The 22008-nt window shown below is 65.6% G+C and carries 23 protein-coding genes, 1 tRNA gene and 1 riboswitch; of the genes, 12 read left to right on the top strand and 12 right to left on the bottom strand.

Annotated elements, in window-relative coordinates; translation table 11 throughout:
* Window positions 1-61 precede the first annotated feature (61 nt).
* Window positions 62-448 (top strand): type II toxin-antitoxin system RelE/ParE family toxin, encoded by a 387-nt coding sequence (locus EST26_RS09110; RefSeq protein WP_291067216.1) that lies wholly within the window; start codon window positions 62-64, stop codon window positions 446-448.
* On the top strand, window positions 429-749 hold the full coding sequence (locus tag EST26_RS09105; protein WP_291067215.1) for a DNA-binding transcriptional regulator: 321 nt from the start codon (window positions 429-431) through the stop codon (window positions 747-749). The genes EST26_RS09110 and EST26_RS09105 overlap by 20 nt, the downstream gene beginning before the upstream one ends.
* A gap of 218 nt (window positions 750-967) precedes the next feature.
* Here the strand turns inward: EST26_RS09105 and EST26_RS09100 are convergent.
* The 6 genes from EST26_RS09100 to cysS form a co-directional block, all read right to left on the bottom strand.
* Window positions 968-1060 (bottom strand) — tRNA-Ser (locus tag EST26_RS09100).
* Window positions 1061-1116: 56 nt separating this feature from the next.
* Window positions 1117-2397: an aspartate kinase gene (locus EST26_RS09095; protein ID WP_291067214.1), complete on the bottom strand. Its 1281-nt coding sequence runs from the start codon at window positions 2395-2397 to the stop codon at window positions 1117-1119.
* Window positions 2398-2504: 107 nt separating this feature from the next.
* On the bottom strand, window positions 2505-3494 hold the full coding sequence (tilS, locus tag EST26_RS09090) for a tRNA lysidine(34) synthetase TilS (protein WP_291067212.1): 990 nt from the start codon (window positions 3492-3494) through the stop codon (window positions 2505-2507).
* Window positions 3495-3507: 13 nt separating this feature from the next.
* Window positions 3508-4497, bottom strand: a complete 990-nt coding sequence (locus EST26_RS09085) for an acetyl-CoA carboxylase carboxyltransferase subunit alpha (protein ID WP_291067211.1) — start codon at window positions 4495-4497, stop codon at window positions 3508-3510.
* Window positions 4498-4702: 205 nt separating this feature from the next.
* Window positions 4703-5353, bottom strand: a complete 651-nt coding sequence (locus EST26_RS09080) for a DNA-3-methyladenine glycosylase 2 family protein (RefSeq protein ID WP_291067210.1) — start codon at window positions 5351-5353, stop codon at window positions 4703-4705.
* Complete coding sequence (cysS, locus tag EST26_RS09075) at window positions 5353-6738, bottom strand: cysteine--tRNA ligase (RefSeq protein WP_291067208.1); 1386 nt, start codon at window positions 6736-6738, stop codon at window positions 5353-5355. The genes EST26_RS09080 and cysS overlap by 1 nt, the downstream gene beginning before the upstream one ends.
* A 253-nt stretch (window positions 6739-6991) precedes the next feature.
* On the opposite strand from cysS, the gene EST26_RS09070 reads away from it, so the two are divergent.
* From EST26_RS09070 to EST26_RS09045, 6 genes are all read left to right on the top strand, one after another.
* Window positions 6992-8131 (top strand): nuclear transport factor 2 family protein, encoded by a 1140-nt coding sequence (locus tag EST26_RS09070; RefSeq protein WP_291067207.1) that lies wholly within the window; start codon window positions 6992-6994, stop codon window positions 8129-8131.
* An 80-nt stretch (window positions 8132-8211) separates the two neighbouring features.
* Window positions 8212-9663 carry a L,D-transpeptidase gene (locus tag EST26_RS09065; protein ID WP_291067205.1) on the top strand — a complete coding sequence of 484 codons (1452 nt, stop codon included), beginning with the start codon at window positions 8212-8214 and terminating at the stop codon, window positions 9661-9663.
* Window positions 9663-10283, top strand: a complete 621-nt coding sequence (locus EST26_RS09060) for a peptidylprolyl isomerase (protein WP_291067203.1) — start codon at window positions 9663-9665, stop codon at window positions 10281-10283. The genes EST26_RS09065 and EST26_RS09060 overlap by 1 nt, the downstream gene beginning before the upstream one ends.
* Before the next feature lie 2 nt (window positions 10284-10285).
* Entirely contained in the window at window positions 10286-10792 is a 507-nt protein-coding gene (locus EST26_RS09055; protein ID WP_291067201.1) for a peptidylprolyl isomerase, read from the top strand.
* Window positions 10793-10837: 45 nt separating this feature from the next.
* A complete protein-coding gene (locus EST26_RS09050; protein WP_366474656.1) occupies window positions 10838-11638 on the top strand; it encodes a UDP-2,3-diacylglucosamine diphosphatase in 801 nt (266 codons plus the stop codon).
* A complete protein-coding gene (locus tag EST26_RS09045; protein ID WP_291067197.1) occupies window positions 11635-12513 on the top strand; it encodes a zinc-dependent peptidase in 879 nt (292 codons plus the stop codon). The genes EST26_RS09050 and EST26_RS09045 overlap by 4 nt, the downstream gene beginning before the upstream one ends.
* Here EST26_RS09045 and EST26_RS09040 read toward each other — a convergent pair.
* Window positions 12503-15166 (bottom strand): DUF349 domain-containing protein, encoded by a 2664-nt coding sequence (locus tag EST26_RS09040; RefSeq protein ID WP_291067196.1) that lies wholly within the window; start codon window positions 15164-15166, stop codon window positions 12503-12505. The genes EST26_RS09045 and EST26_RS09040 overlap by 11 nt on opposite strands.
* 193 nt (window positions 15167-15359) lie before the next feature.
* On the opposite strand from EST26_RS09040, the gene EST26_RS09035 reads away from it, so the two are divergent.
* The 4 genes from EST26_RS09035 (at window position 15360) to nrdR (ending at window position 18712) form a co-directional block, all read left to right on the top strand.
* On the top strand, window positions 15360-15509 hold the full coding sequence (locus tag EST26_RS09035; protein ID WP_291067194.1) for a hypothetical protein: 150 nt from the start codon (window positions 15360-15362) through the stop codon (window positions 15507-15509).
* Between the two features lie 311 nt (window positions 15510-15820).
* Window positions 15821-16714, top strand: coding sequence for a lytic transglycosylase domain-containing protein (locus EST26_RS09030; protein ID WP_291067192.1), 894 nt, complete (start codon window positions 15821-15823; stop codon window positions 16712-16714).
* A 50-nt stretch (window positions 16715-16764) separates the two neighbouring features.
* A riboswitch (ZMP/ZTP riboswitch) is annotated at window positions 16765-16940 on the top strand.
* A 55-nt stretch (window positions 16941-16995) separates the two neighbouring features.
* A complete protein-coding gene (gene glyA, locus EST26_RS09025; protein WP_291067190.1) occupies window positions 16996-18240 on the top strand; it encodes a serine hydroxymethyltransferase in 1245 nt (414 codons plus the stop codon).
* Window positions 18241-18262: 22 nt separating this feature from the next.
* Window positions 18263-18712, top strand: coding sequence for a transcriptional regulator NrdR (nrdR, locus tag EST26_RS09020; RefSeq protein WP_291067188.1), 450 nt, complete (start codon window positions 18263-18265; stop codon window positions 18710-18712).
* A gap of 169 nt (window positions 18713-18881) precedes the next feature.
* Here nrdR and EST26_RS09015 read toward each other — a convergent pair whose 3' ends face one another.
* From EST26_RS09015 to pilV, 5 genes are all read right to left on the bottom strand, one after another.
* Window positions 18882-19451 carry a GspH/FimT family pseudopilin gene (locus EST26_RS09015; RefSeq protein ID WP_291067186.1) on the bottom strand — a complete coding sequence of 190 codons (570 nt, stop codon included), beginning with the start codon at window positions 19449-19451 and terminating at the stop codon, window positions 18882-18884.
* A 121-nt stretch (window positions 19452-19572) separates the two neighbouring features.
* Window positions 19573-20004 carry a type IV pilin protein gene (locus EST26_RS09010; RefSeq protein ID WP_291067184.1) on the bottom strand — a complete coding sequence of 144 codons (432 nt, stop codon included), beginning with the start codon at window positions 20002-20004 and terminating at the stop codon, window positions 19573-19575.
* 36 nt (window positions 20005-20040) lie between these two features.
* Complete coding sequence (locus EST26_RS09005; RefSeq protein WP_291067183.1) at window positions 20041-20562, bottom strand: PilX N-terminal domain-containing pilus assembly protein; 522 nt, start codon at window positions 20560-20562, stop codon at window positions 20041-20043.
* A gap of 23 nt (window positions 20563-20585) precedes the next feature.
* On the bottom strand, window positions 20586-21398 hold the full coding sequence (locus EST26_RS09000) for a PilW family protein (protein WP_291067244.1): 813 nt from the start codon (window positions 21396-21398) through the stop codon (window positions 20586-20588).
* A 5-nt stretch (window positions 21399-21403) separates the two neighbouring features.
* Complete coding sequence (gene pilV, locus EST26_RS08995; protein WP_291067181.1) at window positions 21404-21994, bottom strand: type IV pilus modification protein PilV; 591 nt, start codon at window positions 21992-21994, stop codon at window positions 21404-21406.
* Between the last annotated feature and the right edge of the window lie 14 nt (window positions 21995-22008).

Raw genomic sequence — 22008 nt, 5'->3', positions numbered from 1 at the left:
ATACGGACCCAAGCGGGGAGCTTGGCTGGCAATCTATTGCACTAAGTGGTACACTTTTCCGATGAGAAGAGTGTTTCGGACCCGAACCTTCACCCGCTGGATGCGAAAAGCGGGTCTGACAGACGATGCCCTATGCGAAGCCGTCTCCGAGATGGCCCAAGGGCTCGTCGATGCAGACCTGGGCGGCAATGTGGTGAAAAAGCGGGTCGCGCTGCCCGGGCAGGGCAAGCGTGGCGGAGCAAGGACCATCGTTGCAACCAAGATGGCGGACCGCTGGTTCTTCCTCTACGGATTGGGCAAGAACGAACGCGCCACTATCGACAAGGACGAACTGAAAATGTTCCAGGAAGTTGCGAAGGACTTACTGGGGTTCGATGACAGACAACTGACGACCGCTCTGGCGGCCGCAGAGATTGTGGAGGTGTGTAATGACGACGATGAAGCGTAAGAGCCGAATTCTGGACGAGATGCATGAAACTGCCCGTGGGCTGCACGGAGCGGGCTTGATCAGCAAGCGGCGTATGGGCGAGTTCGATGCTCTGTGCCATCTTGATGTCCATGAGATGGCCCCGCAGAAGATCAAGTCACTGCGCGAACATGCTCATGTGAGCCAGGCGGTGTTTGCTGCCGTGCTGAATACCAGCTTGTCCACGGTGCAGAAATGGGAAGTCGGCGACAAGAAGCCGAGCGGCCCCTCTCTGAAGCTGCTGAATCTGATCGAACGCAAGGGACTGGAAGCGGTCATCTGATCCACTCTTACGCCTTGTTGTTGGCGCGGGAGGGGAGACTCTCTCGCGTCCGAAGCTCGGGGGCAAAACGGGGATGCAAGGCGCGGTCAAAGCGAGGTCTAGACAGGGACAAAACGGGGACACCGCGCCGCAAAGACCAAAGAAAAAGCCCGACTTCCAGGTCGGGCTTTCTTGGTGCCATTTATTGTAACTTGTTGATTTACAAGAGGTTTTTTATCTGGCGGAGCGAGAGGGATTCGAACCCTCGATGAGGCTCTACACCCCATACTCCCTTAGCAGGGGAGCACCTTCGGCCACTCGGTCATCGCTCCGAACCCTCGCATTATGCCTGAATCGGCCGTGCTACCTTGGTTTGGGTGCGCTGGCTTCAGCCCGAAATCGTGTCAACGGTTTGATCGAGGTCGAATTCACGGTGCAGCGAGCGCACCGCCAACTCCATGTACTTTTCGTCGATCACCACCGAGGTCTTGATCTCGGAGGTGGAGATCATTTGAATGTTGATGCCTTCTTCGCTCAGGCACTTGAACATGCGGCTGGCCACGCCGACGTGGCTGCGCATGCCGATACCAACGATGCTGACCTTGCAGATGCGCGCATCGCCCACCACGTCGGCGGCACCGAGTGCGGGCAGCACCTGGGTTTTGAGCAGATGCAGGGTTTTCTGAAAGTCGTTGCGGTGCACCGTGAAGCTGAAGTCGGTTTTGCCCTCTTTGCTGATGTTTTGGATGATGACGTCGACTTCGATATGGGCCTGTGCCACCGCGCCCAGAATCTGGTACGCAATGCCGGGCCGGTCGGGCACGCCGAGCACGGAAATTTTGGCTTCGTCGCGGTTGAAGGCAATGCCGGAGACGACGGCTTGTTCCATGGTTTCGTTTTCCTCAAAAGTGATCAGGGTGCCGGAGCTGGCTTCGGTGTTCAGGTCGATGTCCCAGGGCGTGAAGCTCGAGAGCACGCGCAGCGGCACGCGGTATTTGCCGGCAAATTCGACCGAGCGGATTTGCAGCACCTTGCTGCCCATGCTGGCCATCTCGAGCATTTCTTCAAAACTCACGCGCTCTAGGCGGCGCGCCTGCGCAACCACGCGCGGGTCGGTGGTGTAGACGCCATCTACGTCGGTGTAGATCAGGCATTCGCTGGCTTTCAAAGCGGCCGCCACCGCCACCGCCGAGGTGTCACTGCCACCGCGCCCGAGCGTGGTGATGTGGCCGTTGCCGTCTACGCCCTGGAAGCCGGTGACGATCACCACCTTGCCGGCAGCCAGGTCGGCGCGCAGGCGCTGGTCGTCGATCGATTCGATGCGCGCCTTGGTGTAAGCGCTGTTGGTCTTGATCGGCACTTGCCAGCCAGCGTAGCTGACGGCGCTCAGACCTTCGGCCTGCAGCGCCATCGCCAGCAGGGCCGACGAGACCTGTTCGCCGGTGGCGGCCAGCATGTCGAGTTCGCGCTCGCAGGCGTCGTCGGTCTGGGCCGGGGCCAGTTCTTTGGCCAGGCCGAGCAGGCGGTTGGTCTCGCCGCTCATGGCGCTGGGCACCACCACCAGTTGGTGACCGGCCCGGTGCCACTTGGCGACGCGCCGGGCGACGTTGCGGATGCGCTCGGTCGAGCCCATGGAGGTGCCGCCGTATTTGTGAACGATCAAAGCCATCGGGTGACGATTCAATGGGGTGTTGTGGGGGATGGGTTGCGTCGGCCGTGACCCGTTGGCAGCGGGGCTGTCGCAGCAGCAGTTGCACACACGGCAAAACCTTGGGATTATATCTGCGCCGTCTGGCCCGTGCGGGTAAACATCAGTTGCGGGCCGACCCGGTTGACCCAGCCGCTGGCCACTCTCAGGTGGATGCGGTGGCCGCGCGTGCGGCAGGCGGCGATCTGCCCGAGCAGCTCATGAAGCTGGGCGGTGCTGGGCGCGGCAGCGGCACTGCGGCGCAGCCAGTGGCGCAGCGCGTTGGCCTGGCGCTCGCTACTCAAGTCTTGCAGCGCCATAATGAGCGGCGGCACGCCGGTGTGCGCCAGGTCGATCTGGGCCAGCTCGTCGAGCAGGGTTTGCGCCTGCGCCGCATGCTGTGCGCTGCGTGCCAGCAGGGGTCTGAAGCCGGGAAAACAAGTCTCCCAGGCCGGCATCAGCACGGCGCGGATGCGGTTGCGCGTGTAGTGCTGCAAGCTGTTGCTCGGGTCGTCGACAAAGCCATGACCGCTGGTCAGCAGCCACTGGCGCAGCACCGCCGCCGGCAGCGCCAGCAGCGGGCGACCAAATGCCATGCCGTGGCGCTCGAAGCGCTCAGGCATGGCGGCCAGTCCGGGCAGGCCGGCGCCGCGGCTCAGCGCCAGCAGCAGGGTCTCGGCCTGGTCGTCGGCGTGTTGGCCCAGCAGCACGCAAGCTGCGCCGGCTTGTTGGGCCAGGTCGGCCAAGGCCGCGTAGCGCGCCTGGCGGGCGGCGTCGGCTGGGCTTTGGCCGCGCGCGGGGCGCGCCAGCACCCGGCGCACCTGCAGCTCAATCGCGTGCGCGGCGCAAAAGGCGCGCGCGTGCGCCTCGAAATCGGCCGCAGCGGCCTGCAAGCCGTGGTTGATGTGCAGCGCCAGCACCCGGCCCGGCCAGGCCTGCTGCGCCGCCAGCAGCAAGGCGGTGGAGTCGGGTCCGCCGCTGTAGGCCAGCGCCAGCCGCAGCACCGGCTGCGGCAAGCAGCGCGCGCCCCAGGCGGCTAGCGCCGCCGTGCAGGGGTTGGGCGCTGGCGTGGCGTTCACCGTCGGGCTGCGCTCAGCGCTTGTGCACCTTGCTCTCGGCCCGGGTGTCGACATAGCTGCCGTAGCTGTTCAGACGGGCGTGGCGGCGTTCGAGCAGTTGCTCCACCTTGAGGTCGGCCAACTGGCGCCAGGCATCGCTCAGGGCGCGCTTGAGGAGTGCGGCCATTTGGCGCGGGTCGCGGTGCGCACCGCCGACCGGTTCGTTGACGATCTTGTCCACCAGGCCCAGCGCCTTGAGGCGGTGCGCAGTGATGCCCAGCGCGTCGGCCGCGTCGCTGGCGCGTTCGCTGGTTTTCCACAAAATAGAGGCGCAGCCTTCCGGACTGATGACCGAATAGACCGAGAACTGCAGCATCAGCACCTGGTCGGCCACGGCAATTGCCAGCGCGCCGCCGGAGCCGCCTTCGCCAATGATGGTGCTGATGATGGGCACTTCGAGCTGCGCCATCTCGAAGATGTTGCGCCCGATGGCCTCGGACTGGCCGCGTTCTTCCGCGTCTATGCCTGGGTAGGCGCCGGGCGTGTCGACGAAGGTGAACACCGGCAGACCGAATTTTTCTGCCAGCTTCATCAGCCGCAATGCCTTGCGGTAGCCCTCGGGCTTGGTCATGCCGAAATTGCGCAGCGCTCGCTCTTTGGTGTCGCGGCCTTTTTGCTGCCCCAGCACCATGCAGGGCTGGCCGTTCAAGCGCGCCAGACCGCCGACGATGCTCAGGTCGTCGGCGCAGTGGCGGTCGCCGTGCAGTTCGACGAAGTGGGTGAAGAGCTCGCGCACATAGTCCAGCGTGTAGGGCCGGTCGGTGTGGCGGGCGATCTTGGTGATTTGCCAGGGCGTGAGCTTGCTGTAGATGTCTTTGGTCAGTTGCAGGCTCTTGCCCGCCAGTTGTTCGATCTCGGCCGAGATGTCCACCGCCGACTCGGTCTGCACGTAGCGCAGCTCTTCGATTTTGGTTTCGAGTTCGGCAATCGATTGCTCGAAATCGAGAAAATTTTTCCTGCCCAAGCTGGGTTCCTTTGGTCTGGTGACGACGCCCGCGGGCTGGTGCCGGTTTCAATATTGATCCGGCCCTGTGAAGTCTCAATTTCCGTTCGGGTTGAGCCTGTCGAAACCCTTGAATCCCGATCATCCTGAGCCTGGCCTGTCCTGAGCCTGTCGAAGGGTCGAAGGACAGGCTCAGGGCGAACGGTTCATATTTCATCGGGCCGGATCAATAACTCACCGGCAGCGGATCGAGCGAGCGCCAAATATACCAAGTGGCCACACTGCAAAACGGTATCCACGAGCCCGCCACCTCGCGGATTTCGCTGCGGCTGACCGGCTCGCCGGAAAAATAACAGCGGCTGATGCCTTTTTGCAGCCCGACGTCGTCCAGTGGCAGCACGTTGGGTCGAAGCAGATAAAAAATCAGAAACATCTCGGCGGTCCAGCGCCCCACGCCGCGAATCGCCACCAGTTCCTTGATGATGGTTTCGTCGTCGCAGTCGGCCCAGGCCGCCGGGTGTACCTGCTGGTTGACGAAGTGCAAGGCCAGATCGACCAGGTACTCGACCTTGCGCGCCGACAGGCCGGCCGCGCGCATGTCGTCGACCTTGAGTTTGAGCACCTGGGCCGGTTCCATTTTGTCCGGCAGCCGCGCAAACCGGTCCCAGACCGACTGGGCGGCTTTGACCGAAATCTGCTGCCCGACGATGCTGCGCGCCAGCGTGGCAAAGGCGTCGCCGCGCGAAACCAGGCTGGCGCCGCTGTGTTGCGGAATCAACTTTTGCATGACCCGGTCGCGCTGCATCAGGTGGCGGCAGCCATCGATCCAGTAAACCGGGGCATCGGGCCCGACCTCAGGTAAGAACGTCTGCGCCATCAGCCCCGCTCCCAATGGGTGCCGTCGGCACTGTCTTTGAGCCGTACACCCTGGTCTTGCAACTGCTGGCGCAGGCGGTCGGCCCGGGCGAAGTCTTTTGCCCGCTTGGCGGCCGCGCGCTCTGCAATCAGGGCCTCGATCTGCAACGCGCTCAACGCCGACTCGGTGCTGCCGCTGCCTTGCAGGTGAGCGAGTGGATCGTCCTGCAGCAGACCGAGCGTGCCGCCGAGCGCGCGCAGCAGGCCGGCCAACTGGGCATCGCGACTGCGGTTGACCTCGCTGGCCAGATCGAACAGCACCGCCAGCGCTTGCGGGGTGCCGAAGTCATCGTCCATGGCGGCACGAAAGCGCTGTGCATGGGGTTGCTGCCAGTCTAGCGTCTGCGCCGCCGGCGGCACCAGACTGAGCGCGGTGTACAAGCGTTTGAGCGCGGCGCGTGCGTCGTCCAGGTGCGCGTCACTGTACGTGAGCGCGCTGCGGTAGTGCGCGCGCAGCATGAAAAAGCGCAGCGATTGGGCGTCGACCTTTTGCAGCACTTCGCGGATGGTGAAGAAATTGCCCAGGCTTTTGGACATTTTTTCGTCGTCCACGCGCACAAAACCGTTGTGCATCCAGAACCTGGCCAGCGGCTGGCCGCTGGCGCCCTCGGACTGGGCGATTTCGTTTTCATGGTGCGGAAACTGCAGATCAGCGCCGCCGCCGTGGATATCAAAGCTCTGGCCCAGCAACTGGCACGCCATGGCAGAGCATTCGATGTGCCAGCCCGGTCGTCCCGCGCCGTACCGGCTGTCCCACTGGGCCTGGGCCGGTTCTCCCGCCTTGGCCGCTTTCCAGAGCGCGAAGTCTAGCGGGTCGTGCTTGCCCTCTTGCACGGCGACGCGCTCGCCCGCACGCAGCTCGTCGAGCGACTTGCCCGAGAGCTTGCCGTAGCCGGGGAATTTGCGCACCGCGTAGTTGACGTCGCCGTCACGGGTGCGGTAGGCCAGCCCTTTTTCTTCCAGCCGCTCGATCAGTTGCAGCATTTGTGGCACGTAGGCGGTCGCACGCGGCTCGTGCGTGGGACGCTCGATTCCCAGCGCGTCGGCATCCTGGTGCAGGGCTTCGATCATGCGCTCGGTCAAGGCGGTGATGGTTTCACCGTTTTGCAGCGCGCGGGCAATGATTTTGTCGTCGATGTCGGTCACGTTGCGCACGTAGCTGACCCGATAGCCGCTGGCTTTGAACCAGCGCTGCACCACGTCAAAGGCCAGCATGGAGCGCGCATGCCCGAGGTGGCACAGGTCGTAGACCGTCATGCCACAGACGTACAGGCGCACATGGCCCGGCTCCAGCGGCTGAAATACGTCCAGACGCCGCGACAGCGTGTTGTAAATTCTCAGAGTCATGAAAATCGGGTGGGTGGAGCGGGGTGAGGCCGAGTCGGATCGTCAGCAACACGCCGCCGAAGGGCAGGTTGAGACACCGCACACCGCCCAGGCAGACCCGGTGCCAGAGCGTCGCTGAACCAAAACCCCTCAGATACAATGCCCCAGTATAGCCAGCCAGTCGGTGCGCCGGCCAGTTGGACTTGTCAATCGTCGGCGCTGCGTCGATCTTGGCAAGAGTCGGCTTTCGTTCCCCTTTGCCTCTTGAGGTTTCATGCTCTATCCGATTCGTCTCTGTTTCGACCTGCAGCGCCGTGGCGGATTCGGCGCGCGGATCGGGCGCTTGTGCCTAGCGCTGGCGCTGCTGGCTTCTTTTGGACTGTCGGGGGCGCTGGCACAGGCCAACGAGCACGCCGAGATCAACCGCCTGATCCAGGCCGGACAGCTCAACCAAGCCCTGACCCGGGTCGATCAACTGCTCAGCACCCAGCCGCGGGACCCGCAACTGCGCTTTTTGCGCGGCGTCATTCAAACCGAAAGCGGTCGCAGCGCCGATGCCATTGCCACCTTCAGCCAACTGACACAAGAGTTTCCCGAACTGCCCGAGCCGTACAACAACCTGGCCGTGCTGTTTGCCAGTCAGGGTCAGTTCGACCAGGCACGCGCCGCGCTCGAGATGGCCATTCGCACCAACCCGAGCTACGCCACCGCGCACGAAAATCTGGGCGACATCTACGCCAAGCTGGCCAGTCAGGCCTACAGCCGGGCCTTGCAGCTCGACGCCGGCAACACGGCGCTGCCGCCCAAGCTGAATCTGATCCGAAACCTGTTTGCCGCTGAGGCCAGTGGCGTTCGACCCAGCGGCACGGCGGCGCGAGCTGCCACTGCGCCCGCCCCGGGTGCGCGCCCGGCAGCCGCCGCCCCTGCGCTGGCCGCAGCCACACCGGCACCGGCACCGGCACCGGCACCGGCACCGGCAGCCAGGCCAGCCGCTGCTGCTGCTGCCACGGCCACTGCGGCCACTGCGGCCACTGCGGCCACTGCGGCCACTGCTGCGCCGGCGCCGGCTGCTGCGGCCGAGCGCGAGGTCGAAGCGGCGGTGCGTGCCTGGGCGCGCGCCTGGTCGGCGCGCGACATGAAAGGCTATCTGGCTGCCTACGGCCCGGGCTTTCGGCCTGAAGGCGGACTCTCGCGCTCGGCCTGGGAGGCAGAGCGCACGGCGCGCATCGTGCCACGTGCGCGCATCAGCGTCGGCGTGCACGACCTGTCGATCCGGGTTGATGGCGAGCGCGCCACGGTGCGTTTTCGTCAGTCTTTTTCGTCTGACAACGTCAATTTGAACAGCCGCAAGACGCTCGCGATGGTGAAAAGTGGCGGCCGCTGGCTGATCGTGCGCGAAACCACGGGTTCGTAATGGCTGCTTGGTGGCTTTCCCGGCGGGCGGGCCGTTCGCCAGACACCCTTTTTCACCCCCAGGCCGGGCGCAGGCTCAGGGTGCTGCCGGGACTGGGCGCGCTGCTGCTGGCCGCTGGACTGTTGTGGTGGCTTTACCCGCAGGGGGTGAGTCGTTTATCGGGTGAGTTTCATCTGGTGGCGCAGTCACCGCTGACCAGTGCCCAGGCCTCGGCCGTGCCCGCGCTGCAGCACGCACCGCAGGACTTGGCGGCGCAGCCGCTGTGGCCCGCGTCGACCTCGGGTTTGCAGGCCCGGCCGCTGACCCAGGCCGCCTTGCAGCAGGTGGCGCCCTTGCTGGGCCAGGCCGAAGCGCGTTTGATCGAGATTTACCAACTGATAGGCCAGGGCCAGCACCGGCAGGCGCTCGCACAGGCGCAGGCGCTGACGCGCGATCACCCCAATTTTCAACTGGCGCAACTGGTGCTGGGCGACCTGCTGAGCATGCAGAGCCGGCCGGTGCGGCTGCTGGGTGACGTGCCCGACGCCAAGGCGCAAGCGGCCAGTGAACAACTGGCGGTGCTGCGCGACGAGTCGCGCCGGCGCATCCAGGCGCTGACCGAACGTCCGCCCGCCGGCAGCATTCCGGCCCAGTTTTTGCAGTTGTCGGCGCAAAACCGCCACGCCATTGCCATCGACGCCTCGCGCTCGCGGCTTTATCTGTTTGAAAACCTGCGCGCCAGCCAGCCAAACAGCGGCGCTGCGCGGGCGCCATCGCTGCGTCTGTTGGCCGACTTTTACATCTCGGTGGGGCTCTCGGGCATCAAAAAAACGGTCGAAGGCGATCAGCGCACGCCGCTGGGCATCTACCACATCACCAACAACCTCAACCCGAACGACCTGCCCGATCTGTTCGGCGTCGGCGCGCTGCCGATCAATTTCCCCAATCCGCTCGACTTGAAGCGCGGCAAGACCGGCAGTGGCATCTGGTTGCACGGCACGCCGAGCGATCAGTTCGCACGCGCACCGCAAGCCTCGGACGGCTGCGTGGTGCTGTCCAACCCCGATCTCGAGCGCGTGCTGGCGACGGTGCGCATCCACACCACGCCGGTGGTGATCGCGGCCGAACTGCACTGGGTGCCGGCCCAAACCCTGCTTGGCAAGCGCGCGCAGTTTGAAGCCACCCTGCAAGCTTGGCAACAAGCGCGCAGCACGCTTGATCTCGAGCAGCTCAAAGCCTTTTATTCCAGCCGCTTTTCGCACCACGGCCGCGATCTCGGGCGCACGATTTTGAGCACCCCCGAGAGCCGGCAGCGCAACCCGGCGCGTCCTTTGCAACAGTGGTGGCCCGCCCTGGTGGCCGAGCTGCAAGCCGAAGGCCCGCAGCAGTGGGACATCAAAGACCTCTCGCTGCTGCACTGGCGTGACCGCCAGGACAGCATGGTGGTGACCTTCGGCCAAGTGCCTGCTGGCCAGACCAGTGGCGTGACGCTGCGCCAGTATTGGCTGCGCGAAGGCGATGAATGGAAAATTTTCTACGAAGGAGTGATTTGATGCATACACGCACCACCTCGACGCGCCCGTTGCGGCGCCAATTCGGCGCCCTGCTGGGCGCTGCCGTCCTGAGCCTTACGCTGCTGCCCCTGGGCGCACAGGCGCAGAGCCGGGAGGCCACGCAAGCACCTCAGGTGCGCCTGAACACCTCGATGGGCGACATCGTGCTCGAACTCGACCCGGTGCGCGCGCCGCAAACGGTGGCCAATTTCCTGCAGTACGTGCGCGAGCGGCACTACGACGGCACGATTTTTCACCGCGTCATGAGCGACTTCATGATTCAGGGCGGCGGCTTCAACGCCCAAATGCAGCAAAAGCCGACCCGCGCACCGATTCCCTTGGAAGCCCTGAATGGCTTGCGCAACGACCGCGGCACGGTGGCCATGGCGCGCACGCAAAACCCCCATTCGGCCACGGCGCAGTTTTTCATCAACGTGGTCGACAATCCCAACCTGAACGCGCCTCGGCCCGATGGTCACGGCTACGCCGTGTTTGGCCGCGTCGTCGCCGGCATGGAGGTGGTCGATCGCATCCGCGGTGTCGCGGTGGGCAACCAAAGCGGCCACCAGAACGTCCCCCGAACCGCCGTCACCATCCTCAAAGCCACGCTGGAACCTTGAACATGAACCACCCCAAAGTCGAACTGCACATCGCCAACTACGGCGTCATCACGATCGAACTCGACGCTGAAAAAGCGCCGCTCTCGAGCGCCAACTTTCTTGCCTACGTCAACAAGGGGCATTACGACAACACCGTTTTTCACCGCGTCATTCCCGGTTTCATGGTGCAAGGCGGCGGCTTCGAGCCCGGCATGAAGTCAAAAGCGACCGACGCGCCGATCAAAAACGAAGCCCATAACGGACTGAAGAACGACTGCTACACGGTGGCCATGGCGCGCACCGGCGACCCGCACTCGGCCACCGCGCAATTCTTCATCAACGTCGCCAACAACGGTTTTCTGAACCACAGCGCGCCCAGTGCGCAGGGCTGGGGCTACGCGGTGTTCGGCAAGGTGGTGGACGGCGCCGAGATCGTCAAGAAAATCGAAGCAGTGGCTACCGGGCGCAAAGGCCAGCACGACGACGTGCCGAATGACGATGTGCTGATCGAGAAAGCGCTCGCCGTCTGATCGCACCGGGTCGCCGCGCCCGTCGCCATGCCAACGAGTCTGCCCGTGCACGCCCCGACCCTGTGCGCCCCGGCGCACTGGCGCCGCGTCGACTTCGTTTCCGATCTGCATCTGCAGGCCGGCGACCAAGCCACCGTTGCGCTGTGGCGGCGTTTTCTGCAGCGCGCGCCCGAGCAGCGCGCCGACGCGCTGTTCATTCTGGGTGACCTGTTCGAGGTCTGGATCGGCGACGACTTGCTCGACCCCACCGAGTGGGTCGATGCAAGCGAAGACCGTCGTTTCTGGCGCGCCTGCGTGACCGAATTGCAGCAGCTCAGTCGGCAGATGCCGATTTTCTTTCTGCCCGGCAACCGGGATTTTTTGTTCGGCCCGCTGGCGCTGGCAGCCGCTGGCATGCAAGCCCTGGCCGACCCGACCGTGCTCGACTTCCTGGGTCAGCGCTGGTTGCTTAGCCACGGCGACGCCCTGTGTCTGGCCGACGCCGACTACCAGCGCTTTCGCGCCCAGGTGCGCCAGCCGCGCTGGCAGCAAGACTTTCTCGCCCGCCCGCTGGCCGAGCGCGAACACCTGGCGCGTGAGCTGCGCCGCCAAAGCCAGCAGCACCAGCATGGGCGTGACCCGGCGCTGTGGGCCGACGTCGATGCCGCAACTGCTTGCGACTGGTTGCGTCAGAGTGCTGCCGCCGTACTGATCCACGGCCACACCCACCGCCCTGGGCGGCACGTGCTGGACCTCGGGCGCACGCGCGAGGTGCTGAGCGACTGGTGTGGCCACGCCACACCGGCGCGCGCCGAATACCTGCGGCTTGACGCTGCGGGTGTGCAACGGCTGACACCGAGTCCATGAGCCGCACTGCCTGGATCGGCGCCTTGCCCGCATTCGTGCAGCGCTGGCTGCCGCGGCGGTTGCGCCAGCCCGCCGCGCTACCGCCGCGCCTGTGGCGCTGGGTGCTGGCGCAGCAGCCGTTTTTGTCCGCGCTCACGCCGCCCGAACAACAGCGGCTGCAACTGCTGTGCCGACATTTTCTGGCGGAAAAAGAATTCTTTGGCGCCAACGGCTTGCACATCAGCGATGCGATGGCGCTGACCATTGCCGCCCAAGCCTGCTTGCCGCTGCTGCACATTGCCGCCGTCCAGGCCTCGCGGCGGCATCACGAGCTGGCGGCGCTGGACTGGTACGCCGACTTCGTTGGCATCGTCGTGCAGCCAGGCGCGGCGCTGGCGCAGCGCGAAGTGACCGACGACAACGGCGTGGTGCACCGCTACCGAGAACTGCTGGCAGGCGAAGCGATGGATCGGGGGCCGGTGATGCTGAGCTGGCAAGACGTCAGCGCTGCCAGCGCAGACGGCAGCAACGTGGTGATTCATGAGTTCATGCACAAAATCGACATGCACGGCATGAGCGCGGGTCAGGCGCCCGATGGTGCGCCAGCGCTGCCACCCGGTTTTCTCGGCACGCTCAGTGCTGCGCAGGCGCGCGAACACTGGCGCGCCGTCATGCAGGCCAGCTACGACCGATTTTGCGAGGCGCTGAAGCTGGCCGAACGCTTTGGCGCGCCAAGCCCCTGGCTCAACGACTACGCGGCCACCGACCCGGCCGAATTTTTTGCCGTCACCTGCGAAGCCTACTTCGTCGATCGTGCGCGCTTTGCGAGCGAATTCCCGGACCTGATGCCCTTGTACGACGGTTTTTTCCAGGCCAAGCGCCCACTCAGCGCTTGAGCAGCGCCTTCAGGGCGTTTTGCAGCCGGCGTGCGCTGGCAGCGTCGTAGCCGCTGGCCAGCAGCTTGCTCACGTCCTGCGCCCAGGTTTGTGCCGGGCTGGGCAGCTTGCGCTGTGTCAGCAACTGCAACTGCAACAGCCGGCGTTCACTCAGGTGCTCGGCGGGCGTGGGCAACTCGGCCGCCATTTCCAGCCGCAACAAGATGTGCGGCGAGCAGGGCGCGGGTGCTTGCGCCAGCGCGGCCGCCCAGTCTGCACGCAGGGCCGGCGTCAGGTGCGGAGCCAGGGCGGCCGCCGGGGGCAGCAGTTGCGCGTCGCGCCGCTCCCAGGCGCTCAGGAGCTGCGACAGTACCTCGCCATGCGCCTGTTCGGCCAGTTGGCGCAAGCTCATCTGCGCCTGCTCAAGTGCATGGCGCTGGGCGCGAAAGGCCGCTTCGCCCAGGCGCGGGCCGCGCGGTTCGCGTTCTTCACGCGCGTCGCGCAGCTCGCGGCGCGGTGCGGCAGCGTCACGCCTGCCCGGCGTCCTTTCGGCACGCTGGCCGTCGCGCCCGACCGGTTCGGTCTTCTTCATGCCGGGGCGGTCGTCGCCGCGCACCGCCTGCACTTTCTTCGCTGCTGTGCTCGGTGCGGGCGCTGCGGGCGCAGCGCCCGCTTGCTCCGTCTGCGGCGCGTGCGCCGCAGATTCTGGCAGCGTCTGCGGTGCCGGGCGGGCCTGGGGCGCTGCTGCGGTCGGTGCTGGCTGGTCCAATAAAGCGGCATCGAGCGCGGCCATGGCGGCGCGAACCTGCTGCGCGTCGCCGCTGGCGCTGGCCGCCTCGAGTGCGCGCGCTGCCGTCAGCACCCGCTGGTCGTGCGCGCCCAGTGCTGCGTCGGCCTGTTCACGCTGCTGGCTCTTGCGGGCAAAGGCGGCGTCGATTGGCTGGCGAAACGCCTGCCAGAGTTGTTGTTCATGTTTGCGCTCCAGTGGCACCGCCTGCGCCTCGGCCTGCCAGCGTTGTTGCAAGGCCCGCACGGCGTCGATGTGCAGCGGCTGCGCAGCACCCAGTGCCGTGGCTTCTTCGATCATGGCGCGCCGACGCGCCGTGCTCTGGCTCTGCGCCGCCTCCAGCGGGGCGTGCGCGTCTTGCATGACCGCCTTCCAGAGCGGCTGCAACTCGGCAAAGGCTTTTTCGCTCAGATGGCCGGCCGAGCGCCAGCGTTCCGAGAACGCGTGCAGCTCGTGCAACTGGACGCGCTTGTCGTTGCTGTCTTGCTGCAACGCAGTCCAGGCCTTGACTTCGTCTATGAGTGCGAGCCGCTGCGCCCGTTGGGCGTCGGCCTGCTGACGCCATTGGGTCAGCCAGTTCTCGACCACCTGATGCGCCTGCGTGCAGGCCTCGTCAAAACGCTTCCACAGCGCGTGATTGGGCACGCCGCCCTGGTCAGTGGCTTTCCATTGTTGGCGCAGCTCGCGCAAGGTTTCTTGCATTTTGCGCCCGCCCAGTCGCTGGCCTTCAGGCGCTTGCAGCAGCGCTTCGGCGCGAGCGAGCAATTCGTTGCGCAATTGATCGGCCCGCCAGCGCTGCCAGCCCTCGAGTTCGTCGGCCTGGGTCAGGGCGGCGTGCGCGCGCGCTTGCAGCGCATCGGCAAGCTGCACCCCGGCGCAGCGCTTGAGCAGCGCGCGCAGCTCGGCAGCAGCCTGCGGCGTTGCCTTGCCGTGGCCTTGGCCGATCTCGCGCTCCAGCGCGTCCAGCGCGCGCTCGAGTTCGGCGCCTAGGCGCTCGCGCAGGGCCTGGGTGGCTTGCGCGGCCTGGGCGGTTTTTTCCGACGGTACGGCGGCCGCCTGACCACGAGCGGCGCGCAGTTCGTCGGCCCACACCGGGACGGCGGGCAGCGCTGCCTGGGCCTGGGCATCGGCGGCAACGGCCTGCGCTAGCGCCGCATCGAACGCCTCCCACACCATTTGCAACTGGCTGCGCGAGGCCTCCAACATAGGCGGGAACTTGGGCTCGACGCTGGGCCACTGCGGGTCGGTCGGCAAGTCTGCGGCCTGCTGCTGCCAGTGGGCCACGTCGCTGCGCAGCGACTGGGCCATGTGCTGGGCTTCGCGCCAGGGTTTGGTTGACAGCACCTCGATGCGCTGCGCCAGCAGTACCGCCGCTTCGCGCTGCACTTGTACCCGGTGTTGCAGGTCTTCGATCGCCTTGACGCGCTCGGTCAGCGCCAGTTTCAAGGCCGCCAGCGGATCGCGCGACAGCGGCGCACCGGCGCGCGCCGCATCGCGCTGCCAGGCCAGTGCGTCGGCCAGGTTCAGGCGCGGTTGCGCGAGCAGGTGTTGCGCTTTTTGCATCCATTCAATCGCGATCTGCTGCTGCAATTTTTGGCGCTTGATCTCGTCCAGCTTTTCCTTGAGCAGCTTGGCGGCACCGCGGTCACGCTGTGAAAACTCTTTGAACACCTCGTTCATTTGCTCCAGCGTGGGCTCTGTGCCCAGCCACTCGCGCAAGCGCGCAGCCCGCTCGCCCGAAGTGGGGGCGGAAAAAGCGCCGCCGGTCAAGGCGTCCAGGGGGTGGGGGGCGCCCGATCCGGCGGGTTTTTGGGCCGCCGGTGGGGGTGCCGCAGATTCAGCCGGTTTGGGCTGGGGCGATGGCTTGCGCAGGGAAAACAACGACATAAATGGAATCGGCTGATGCGACAACCCCCGCCGGGGCAGCGCGGGCCAGGCCCGTATTGTCGCCGCATCGAAGAATAAAAAAAACCCCGGCGGCTATGAACTGCCGGGGCTGACGGCGGGTGAAAACCCGTGCCGTCGGCTTTGGCGGCGGGAGTTTGATGTCCCGCCAGCCTGGAAGCAAGAGATTGCTTCCATGGAGTACCGGCAAGCGGATTTACCACTTTGCCGGACCGCGCCTGCCATGCTGGCAGACGACTACAGCTTACGCCTGGGTGAGGCGGGTGGCAAGGGTTTTGCAATGAAAATTTTAAATTTTTATCGCCTGCCCGATGGCCGCTGCTGAAAATCAGGCGCCGCAGCGCCAAAGAGCATTGGCAAGCGAGCAGCGGCAGCGGTGGAAAACCGCCCCGGCGGCTGTGCCTGGCAGCGGGAGCAAGGACTTGAAATGACAAAAACGCCGCGTCTTCCTCATTTCAATATAGAAAAAAATAATATAAACATCGTTTTATATCATTGACTTGCTATTTGAGTGCACTTACCATTCGCCCGTTTTCCCGTTCAGGGTTAACCCACATCGCTGCCGCGTCCGGCTATGGCGAATCATCTCCTCGAGGCCACGCCCGCTGTGCGCCCGAGATTGCAAGGAGTGCATTCATGACCGAACAAAACCCGAACCCAGCTACAACCGCGCAGCAGAGCAGCGTTCTGACCCGAACCTGTCGGGGAGTGTGGCAGGGCCTGACGCTGTTGGGCCTGTTGCTGCTGGTCGCCGCTGTCACGCTCAGTCTGCGCCCCGAGCTGCGCAGCAGCGCTGAACTGCATCTGCTGGCTTGGCTGACCGAGCGCCAGGAGGCCGTGTTCGATGAGTTGGCGATCGAGCCCGACCCGCAGGCGATTGACCGCGTAACGGCGGCCTACCCCGGCGCACTGCCCAAGGCGCAGGCCAACGTGACTCGGTGGCTCAGCCGCAAATACCGCGTCGCCCCCGAGCCCTTGAGCGTGCTGGTGGCAGAGGCTTTTTATCTGGGTGAGAAGGTCAACATCGACCCATCACTCATTCTGGCCGTGATGGCGATTGAGTCGCGCTTTAACCCCTTTGCCCAAAGCCCCATGGGCGCGCAAGGGCTGATGCAGGTCATGACGCGCGTGCACAGCGAAAAATTCGAAGACTTTGGCGGCAAGCTGGCGGCGTTTGATCCGGTGTCCAACCTGCGCGTGGGCGTGATGGTGTTGCAAGACGGCATTCGGCGCACCGGCTCGGTGGAGGGTGCCTTGCGCGCCTACGTCGGCGCCGTCAGCACCGACGGCCGTTGGTACATCGACCGCGTGCTGGCCGAGCAAAAGCGCATCCAGCGCGCCGCACGTGGCCTACCGATGCCGCGTCAGATCGCTCAGTACCGCCCAGCCGCTGCAGCCGCAGTACCGGCGGCGGCGCCAGCGCAGACGCCGCAACCGGCGCCAGCAGCGCTGGATGGCGATGCCGAGCTGCTGCCAGCGGCGGCGCCGGCGCCGTTGGTGACCCCGGAGCCCGTCCTGAGCCAGTCCTGATCCCGCCTCTGAGGCTGCCACGGCGCGACGCGGATCGGGCACGTTAAACTAGAGCGGTGCGCAACTGGCGATAGGCGCTGTGACGATTCCGCTGTGGCGGGGCGTCGGTGCGCCGACGTGGCCCCTTTGCCCGCTGCATATGGCGCGACAGAGACCACCACGGGGAAGCGCGCCGCTCGCCGTCCCGTGGGACGTGGGCGATTTGCCGTTCGCCTGGGCAGTCCCTGCGCCGCGTTGCCGCCAGCGCCGCGCAGGGTTTGACGCCACCCGAGACTGCCACCATGTACGACCGCCACATTCTGATCGAACAAACCGACCCCGAGCTGTACCAAGCCATCGAGCTCGAAAACGAGCGCCAGGAACAGCACATCGAGCTGATTGCCAGCGAAAACTATGCTTCTCCAGCCGTCATGGCCGCGCAGGGCTCGCAGCTCACCAACAAATACGCAGAAGGCTACCCGGGCCGGCGCTACTACGGCGGCTGCGAATTCGTCGACCGCGCCGAGCAACTGGCGATCGACCGCGTCAAGCAGCTCTTTGGCGCCGACGCCGCCAACGTGCAGGCGCACTGCGGCGCCTCGGCGAACGAGGCGGTGTTTCTGGCCTTTCTCAAGCCCGGCGACACCATTTTGGGGCTCAGCCTGGCCGAAGGCGGCCACCTCACGCACGGCATGGCCTTGAACATGAGCGGCAAGTGGTTCAACGTGGTCAGCTACGGGCTGAACGCGCAAGAAGAAATCGACTACGACGCGATGGAGCGGCTGGCGCAGCAGCACCGCCCCAAGCTCATCATCGCCGGTGCCTCGGCCTACAGCCTGCGCATTGACTTCGAGCGCTTTGCCCAGGTGGCCAAAGCCGTCGGCGCCATCTTCATGGTCGACATGGCGCACTACGCCGGCCTGATCGCAGCCGGCCTATACCCCAACCCGGTGCCGTTTGCCGACGTGGTGACATCAACCACCCACAAAAGCCTGCGCGGGCCGCGCGGCGGCATCATCTTGATGCAGGCGCAGCACGAAAAAGCCATCAACAGCGCCATCTTCCCCGGCCTGCAAGGCGGGCCGCTGATGCACGTCATCGCCGCCAAGGCGGTGGCGTTCAAGGAAGCGCTGCAGCCCGGCTTCAAAGCCTACCAGCAGCAGGTGCTGAGCAATGCGCGCGTCATGGCGCAAACCTTGGTCGAGCGTGGCCTGCGCATCGTCAGCGGGCGCACCGAGTCGCACCTGATGCTGGTTGATCTGCGCGCCAAGGGCATCACCGGCAAAGAAGCCGAAGCGGTGCTGGGCAGCGCGCACATAACGATCAACAAGAACGCGATTCCGAACGACCCGGAAAAACCCATGGTCACCAGCGGCATTCGCCTCGGTACCCCGGCCATGAGCACGCGCGGCTTCAAAGACGAGCAAGCGCGCGCCACCGCCCACTTGATCGCCGACGTGCTGGACCGCCCGCATGACCCGGCAAACATCGATGCGGTGCGTGCTCAGGTGAACGCCTTGACGGCTCGCTTTCCGGTCTACCGCTGAGGCCAGCGGGCGGCGTCAGGTCATGAAATGTCCGTTCTGCGGCCACCTGGAGACCCAGGTGGTCGAGACCCGGGTCTCGGAAGACGCTGGCCTTATTCGCCGGCGCCGCCAGTGCAGCCACTGCGACAAGCGCTTTACCACCTACGAGCGCCCCGATGTCAGCTTTCCAGCGGTGGTCAAGAAAGACGGGCGCCGGGTCGATTACGTGGCCGCCAAGCTGCGCGCCTCGCTCGGGCTGGCGCTGCGCAAGCGCCCGGTCGACACGGCGCAGGTGGACGCCGCGGTCGAGCGCATCGAAGAAGAACTGCTCAGCCTCGGGCTGCGCGAAGTGCCTGCCGCGCGGCTGGGCGAAATGGTCATGCGCGAGCTGAAAAAACTCGACAAAGTGGCCTACATCCGCTTTGCCAGCGTCTACCGCAGTTTTGAAGACATCGATGAGTTTCGGGCGCTGGTCGATGAGGTGCGGCGTTGAGGGATGCGGAAACAACCAATATCCCCATTTGTGGCTGTACTGACGGGCGCATTGCGTTGTTGTTCCTCGCTTGTGTGGCTCGCCACACGGCACTCGGAACGCCTAGCACTGCATCCCGCCAGCACACCCAAAAACGGTACATCGGCTATTTCCGCATCCCTGAGCGGCGTCAAACACAGGCCGCCGGCAGACGGGGCGCCGGCTGCACGCGCGGGCGGCCCGAGCTGTTGATGACGATTTGGCGCGCCTGCAGCACCGATCCCGCTTGGCGGCAGATCGTCAGTGTGCCAGCCTGGAAAGCGCCGCTGCTCAACTGCGTGCCGCCCAGCGGGTGGTAAGCCACGTAGCGCGCCACCGGGCGGTTGCCGACGATGCGCCAGCCCGGTGGGGCGCCGGCGCGCTGGCGCAGCACCGGCTCGTTGGCTTCGCGCTCGGCGTTGTGATTGAAGTCTTTGAACATCAACCAGCCCTGATCCCAGCGCCCGGATCGGGCACAGACCGAATCGGTGCTGGCCTTGCACAAGACCACCGGGTGGCCGCGCCGCACGGCTTCGGAGCGCGCCAGCAGGAGCTCGGCCAGCATGTCGTTGGTCAGCGCGGTCAACCGCGCCGAATCGACAGCGGCGGACAAAGACGGCGCGGCCAAGCCGAGCAAGATGCCCGCGACAACCAGCACCAGCAACAGCTCGACCAGCGTCACGCCGCCCGTTCGCCTTGAAGAATGAGTGCCGACTGCCACCACGCGCCTCCATAGGCCTGCCACGGCCCAAGGCCATGCTGGCGGCAGCAGGCTTGCTGCGCATCCCAAAAGTGGGGTAGGCTGACAAGCGGCGCAGCCGACCCGCCGCGCACCGTGTCGACTACCAGCAGTTCAAGGCGGGCGTGGTCGCGCCGCGCTGGTTGATCGTGAGGATGCCGCAGGCGTCTGCGGCCTGGGCCGGCGTCGGGGTGGCGCTCAGAACGAACGATTGACCGCCGTCAGCGACGTTCAGGCCCAGGTTGTAGCGCGCGCCACCGGTGCGCGGCGTCTGGTTGAACGGCAGGTCGGCCGTGCGATCGCCGTCCGCCAGCGCATACCGGTTGACCCGGGCGCTGGCCGGGTCTATCGGTCGGCTGTAGCGCCGCTCTAGCCACTGCGCGAGTTCGAGCAGGTCGGCCTGCGCGTCAGCGCGGTGGGCGCGCTGCACGTATTGCTGGTACGAAGGAAAGGCGATGGCGGCCAGAATGCCGATCACGGCCACCACGATCATCAATTCAATCAGGGTAAAACCGCGTTCGGATCGTTTGCTCATGGCAGTCCTTCGCATATTGATCTGAAATCTGGAGCGTCAACGCAGTTGCCGCCAGTTCTGACGTCTGCCCGGTACGACCGAGCCATCGGGCTGGGTCGCGGGCAGCTCAAAGGTCGACTGCAAGACCACCACGCTGGTGGCCTGCCCGCCCACCCCGCGTGCCGTGACCAAGTGAAGCTCTGACGGCGAGTCCACACCCGGCAGCTTCCCGATATGAAAGACCGGTTCGCTAGCCACCCCGGCGTCGAAATTTTTCACGCGGCCGTGCGGTAAGGGATAAGCACCGTCCCAGTTGGCCGGGTCTGGCAAATCAGCCGCCGCCTGCCCCTGCACATAGGCTTCGCCCGCGCGCAGCGCCGCTTCGGCGGCCTGGAAGGCCAGATTGCGATCGCGCATATTGGACGCCATGCGTTCTTGTACCAAATTGGTGCGCATGGCCTGTACGCCCATCAGCGTCAGCACGACCAGGATGATCAGGCCGACCACCAGCACCGCGCCCTGCTGGCGCCGACGCGGGGGGCTGGCGCCGGTCTTGGATGTCGAGGACTTGGGTTTCATTGGAGCAAAAAACTTTCAGCCTCTCAGGGCACACGGTTGCGCAAAGCGACGGTGGTCGAAAACGGCAGCGTGACGTCGCGCTCGGTGACGCTGAGGTTGATCCGCACCGCCACCACCTCGGCCCAGTTTGCCGGGTTTGCCACATAGCTGTCGACCGAGCGGTCGCCGCTGCTGTCGATGCCGTAAAACAACTTCATGTTGGCGATGTTGCCGGCCACCGCCTGCCCCGGCGCGCCGTCGACGCTGCGGCGCAATTCGTTGCCGGCGACGCTGTAGGCCACGCGTTCGAGCCGCATAACGAAAGAGCCGGGGCCGTACTGGCGCGTCAGCGGGGCGACTGTGGTGACCCGGTTGCCCAGCCGCGCGCTGACCTGCACGACTTCGGTGAAGGCGCAGTCGGTCAGCAGCAATCGGTCCCCCGCCACCAGGTTGCCCAGCACGGCGGCGTCGACGAGTTCGATCTGGTTGGCGGCCGCAATAGCGCTCAGCCGGGCCGGGTGGGCGCTGCCGCGGGTCAAGCTGATGCTGTCTGGCACGGCGGCGGCGTTGGCCACCCCGCTGAGCACCATGGCGTTGGAGAACTCGGCCGGGGTGCGGTGATCGAGAAAGGCCAGGTTGCCGCAGCCCGGGTGGCCGGCCATGCGGATGTCGCGCGTGAGCAGCTCCAGCGCCATGCGGCCGGATTCCTGCACGTTCGACAGCGCCTCCTGGTGGCGGTAACTGGCGCGGCTGGCGGCAAACACGTAGGTCACGGCCAAGATGACGAGCAGGCCCAAGGTGATGCTGATCATCAGCTCGATCAGCGACAGGCCGCGCTGGCGCGCCAGGGCAGGCATGGGTTTCACGTCGGCCCCACTTCGGTTCGCAGCACCACGCACTCGAGCCGGTTCGGGTTGCGTGCCAGATCGTCCTCGTTCTGAATTCTGAGCCTGCTCCAGGTGATTTCGATCACGAACAAGCCGGCCGGGTGGTTGTGCGCGGCATGGGTCACGCCGCAGGCGTCGGTGTAGTTCAGGCCGGGGTTGAGTTCGCTCACGCGCCCCTGCCCGAGCGGCAGCGCCAGCTCCAGGCAGCTCTTCCACTGGTTGACATCGCGCGCCGCACTGGCTGCGCCCAGCACGGCGTTGCAAGCCGGGCCGTGTGCCGGATCGAAGACGTCGGCAAACCCGGTGACGTAGGCCGACGCCGGCAGACCCGCGGCCGGCAGGTTGGCGGCGGCCAGGTTGGCGCGCATGCGGTCAGCGATGTCGTGCGCCAGGTTGGTGGCCTGCGAGCTCAGGTAGGCGCTGTGGTTGAACCTGCTGCCGTGCAACTGCAGGCCCGCCAGACCGACGATGCCAAACGAGAGCAGCACAATCGAGACCAACACCTCGATCAGGCTGACGCCGGCCTGCGGGCGCGCCAGCGCGATTGGGTGCAAGCGGCTTGCCATGTGCTGTGCCTCGA

The sequence above is a fragment of the Hydrogenophaga sp. genome, assembly GCF_014773545.1.
Lineage (GTDB): Bacteria > Pseudomonadota > Gammaproteobacteria > Burkholderiales > Burkholderiaceae_C > Hydrogenophaga.
The sequence above is the reverse complement of the archived record's forward strand: the minus strand, read 5'-3'. Positions and strand labels throughout refer to the sequence as shown.

Bases quoted from the DNA above. Each gene is read 5' to 3' on its own strand.
- cysS (WP_291067208.1), bottom strand. From the start codon at position 6,738: ATGACTCTGAGAATTTACAACACGCTGTCGCGGCGTCTGGACGTATTT.
- pilV (WP_291067181.1), bottom strand. From the start codon at position 21,994: ATGGCAAGCCGCTTGCACCCAATCGCGCTGGCGCGCCCGCAGGCCGGC.
- glyA (WP_291067190.1), top strand. From the start codon at position 16,996: ATGTACGACCGCCACATTCTGATCGAACAAACCGACCCCGAGCTGTAC.
- EST26_RS09060 (WP_291067203.1), top strand. From the start codon at position 9,663: ATGCATACACGCACCACCTCGACGCGCCCGTTGCGGCGCCAATTCGGC.
- EST26_RS09055 (WP_291067201.1), top strand. From the start codon at position 10,286: ATGAACCACCCCAAAGTCGAACTGCACATCGCCAACTACGGCGTCATC.
- EST26_RS09045 (WP_291067197.1), top strand. From the start codon at position 11,635: ATGAGCCGCACTGCCTGGATCGGCGCCTTGCCCGCATTCGTGCAGCGC.
- EST26_RS09080 (WP_291067210.1), bottom strand. From the start codon at position 5,353: ATGGCGCAGACGTTCTTACCTGAGGTCGGGCCCGATGCCCCGGTTTAC.
- nrdR (WP_291067188.1), top strand. From the start codon at position 18,263: ATGAAATGTCCGTTCTGCGGCCACCTGGAGACCCAGGTGGTCGAGACC.
- EST26_RS09000 (WP_291067244.1), bottom strand. From the start codon at position 21,398: ATGCCTGCCCTGGCGCGCCAGCGCGGCCTGTCGCTGATCGAGCTGATG.
- EST26_RS09095 (WP_291067214.1), bottom strand. From the start codon at position 2,397: ATGGCTTTGATCGTTCACAAATACGGCGGCACCTCCATGGGCTCGACC.
- EST26_RS09010 (WP_291067184.1), bottom strand. From the start codon at position 20,004: ATGAGCAAACGATCCGAACGCGGTTTTACCCTGATTGAATTGATGATC.
- EST26_RS09070 (WP_291067207.1), top strand. From the start codon at position 6,992: ATGCTCTATCCGATTCGTCTCTGTTTCGACCTGCAGCGCCGTGGCGGA.
- EST26_RS09110 (WP_291067216.1), top strand. From the start codon at position 62: ATGAGAAGAGTGTTTCGGACCCGAACCTTCACCCGCTGGATGCGAAAA.
- EST26_RS09040 (WP_291067196.1), bottom strand. From the start codon at position 15,166: ATGTCGTTGTTTTCCCTGCGCAAGCCATCGCCCCAGCCCAAACCGGCT.
- EST26_RS09105 (WP_291067215.1), top strand. From the start codon at position 429: ATGACGACGATGAAGCGTAAGAGCCGAATTCTGGACGAGATGCATGAA.
- EST26_RS09005 (WP_291067183.1), bottom strand. From the start codon at position 20,562: ATGAAACCCAAGTCCTCGACATCCAAGACCGGCGCCAGCCCCCCGCGT.
- EST26_RS09030 (WP_291067192.1), top strand. From the start codon at position 15,821: ATGACCGAACAAAACCCGAACCCAGCTACAACCGCGCAGCAGAGCAGC.
- EST26_RS09035 (WP_291067194.1), top strand. From the start codon at position 15,360: ATGGAGTACCGGCAAGCGGATTTACCACTTTGCCGGACCGCGCCTGCC.